A 2,924-nucleotide genomic window follows, 5' to 3' on the forward strand; every position below is an offset into this window, starting at 1 on the left:
GGCCCGGGCGGCGTGGCTGTGGTTCAGCGCCCCTTGAGCAGGGCGCAGGCGAAGTCCTCCTGCACGGTGCGCAGTCGGGCCAGCAGCGCGGGCTTGTTGCCCTTGCTGGTCTGGGTGTTGATCGAGAAGGTCAGTGAACGCTTGCCGTCGGGAGTGGTGGCGGCGAGCTGGGTGTAGCCGGGGAAGTTTCCGGTGTGGCCGTAGAGCACGCCGCAGCGGGTGGTGTACTGGAAGATCGCCAGCCCGGCCGCGTTGGTGCCGGGGCCGGCCGGCTCCGAGGAGTCGCCGGGGCGGAAGGTCAGTTGCTCCTTGCGGGTCTTGTCCGACAGCAGGGCGGGGCCGCCGTAGGCGCGGATGAAGGTGCCCAGTTCCCTGGGGGTGGAGACGATGCCGCCGGAGGCCCAGACGCCGGAGGCGCCGATGGCCTCGCTGATGTCCTCCGGTGCGGCCGGCGGCAGGACGTCGTAGCCGTGCAGGTACGGCCGCGGCAGCCGGTAGCCCAGGGGCAGGCTGGTGCGGCGCAGGCCCAGCGGGCGGTAGACGAGTTCCTTGAGCAGCTCCTCGTAGGTGCGGCCGGTGACGGCCTCGGCCATGAGCGCGACGGCGATGTTGTCCGAGTTGGAGTACTCGTAGAGGGAGCCGGGAGCGAAGTGCAGCGGCTCGTCGGCCACGAAGTCGAGGAGGGTGCGCGGGTCGAAGACGTGACGCGGGTCGGCGCCGAGGATCTCCAGGAACTCGGGAGCGGTCGAGAAGTCCGGTAGACCGCTCGTGTGCTGGAGGAGCTGGCGCAGGGTCACCGCGTGCCAGGCCTGCGGCTGGTCGGGCAGGCGTTCGCCGATGGTGTCGTCGAGAGAGAGCAGGTTCTGGTCGACGAGGCGCAGGGCGACGGCCCCGCTGAACGCCTTGGCGATGCTGGCGATGCGCATGTGGTCGTCGGGGTGCGGTGGGCGACCGGTCGCGATGTCTCCGACCCCGGCCGTGTACACCTCCGTACGGTCGGCCCGGGTGAGAAGGGCGATCACCCCGGGCGGACCGTCGTCCTGGGCGACGAGCAGGTCGAGCTGCCGCTGGAGTCGCTTGTCGTGGTGCGGGCGGCCGTCGGTGGGGCCGGGGTCTGCGGCAGCCTGCGCGGGCTGCAACAGCCCCGTGAGCGCGGCGGCGGTCAGGACGGTGGCGGACAGCCCGGTGCGGAGGCGGCGTCCGCGGGCGCGGGTCGGCACGTGCGTGTCTCCTCGTGTGTGGCGGGAGGGCGGGGCGGAGGGGCGGGGGACGGAGGGGCGGGGGGACGGAGGGGGCGGCCGGGGCGGGAGATGTCCGGCCGGTCACAGCACTAGCAGCCCGTGCGCCGTGCCGGGTCCGCGGCGCGCACCGCCACCCCCCGGTTGGCTGCGTAAGTCGTGCCGGGTGCCGGCGGACGCACCGTCAGGACGACGGGTCGTGGCCGGCGGCGGGATCCCGCGGGGGCGGTCGAACTCGGCGTTGCGTGACAAGTTCATTGACAGGAGTTGAAGGGAGTCGGAGTCTGAGAGCGCTCTCAAGCGTCAACTCATCAACCCACACCCTGTCCATCCCCTCTTCACCCGCAGGGCGGGGGAGCAGCGCACCTCCCACCGTCAGGTGCCCCCACAAGGAGGAAGATTTTGTTCCGCATATCGAAAGTGCTCGCATCGCTGGTCTCGGCGCTCGTCGTCGCCGGCGGCGTGATGACGTTCGGCCCGTTGGCATCGGCATCCGCAGAGGCCGTACCGGCGACGATCCCGCTCACGATCAAGAACAGCTCGGGGCGCAGCGAGCCGGTCTACGTCTACAACCTGGGCACCCAGCTCGCGACGGGCCGGCAGGGCTGGGCCGACGCCAACGGCAACTTCCACCCCTGGCCCGTGGGCGGCAATCCCCCCACCCCCGCGCCCGACGCGTCGATCACGGGTCCGGCCAACGGGCAGACCAAGACCATCCGGATGCCCAAGTTCTCCGGACGCGTCTACTTCTCCATCGGTCAGAAGATCGTCTTCAAGGTCAGCACCGGCGGCCTGGTGCAGCCCGCCGTGCAGAACCCCTCCGACCCCAACCGCAACATCCTGTTCAACTGGTCCGAGTACACGCTGAACGACTCCGGCCTGTGGATCAACAGCACCCAGGTCGACATGCTCTCGGCCCCGTACGCGGTGGGCGTGAAGGCGGCCAACGGTACGGTCAGCAGCACCGGCAGGCTGAAGCCGGGCGGCTACAACGCCGTCTTCAACGGACTGCGTTCGGCCGGCTGGGGCGGCCTGATCCAGAACCGCCCCGACGGTACGCCGCTGCGCGCGCTCTCGCCCGGTCACGGCATCGAGGCGGGCGGAATCCCGGCCGGCGTCATGAACGACTACATCAACCGGGTCTGGAGCAAGTACGCCTCCTCCACGCTCACCGTGACGCCGTTCGCGAACCAGCCGAACACCAAGTACTACGGCCGGGTCTCGGGCAACGTCATGAACTTCACCAACGCCTCGGGAGCGGTGGTCACCAGCTTCCAGAAGCCGGACTCCGACAGCGTCTTCGGCTGCTACAAGCTCCTGGACGCACCCAACGACCTCGTCCGCGGCCCGATCGCCCGCACCCTGTGCGCCGGCTTCAACCGGTCGACGCTCCTGACCAACCCCGCCCAACCCGACGCGAACGGCGCCAACTTCTACCGTGACGCCGTCACCAACCACTACTCCCGCGTCATACACGGACAGATGGCCGACGGCAAGGCCTACGGCTTCGCCTTCGACGACGTCGGCGCCCACGAGTCGCTGGTGCACGACGGCAACCCGCAAGAGGCCTTCATGACGCTGGAACCGTTCAACTAGTAGTGCTTTGTTATCTGGTCTTGTCACGTCGGGTGTGCGGTAGTTCGCTGGCTGTATGAGGGCTGGGGAACTTGCGGCGGTCAGGGCTCG

At 69.6% G+C, this 2,924-nt stretch carries 2 protein-coding genes; one reads left to right on the forward strand and one right to left on the reverse strand.

The window, feature by feature from the left end; genetic code table 11:
- Positions 1-23: 23 nt before the first annotated feature.
- Entirely contained in the window at positions 24-1,220 is a 1,197-nt protein-coding gene (locus ACWGE1_RS40735; protein WP_453425517.1) for a serine hydrolase domain-containing protein, read from the reverse strand.
- A gap of 483 nt (positions 1,221-1,703) precedes the next feature.
- Between ACWGE1_RS40735 and ACWGE1_RS40740 the strand changes: the two genes are divergently transcribed.
- Positions 1,704-2,834, forward strand: coding sequence for a glycoside hydrolase family 64 protein (locus tag ACWGE1_RS40740; RefSeq protein ID WP_453425518.1), 1,131 nt, complete (start codon positions 1,704-1,706; stop codon positions 2,832-2,834).
- Positions 2,835-2,924: the final 90 nt, after the last annotated feature.

The organism is Streptomyces sp. NPDC054932 (assembly GCF_053610205.1).

Bases quoted from the DNA above. Each gene is read 5' to 3' on its own strand.
- ACWGE1_RS40740 (WP_453425518.1), top strand. From the start codon at position 1,704: ATGACGTTCGGCCCGTTGGCATCGGCATCCGCAGAGGCCGTACCGGCG.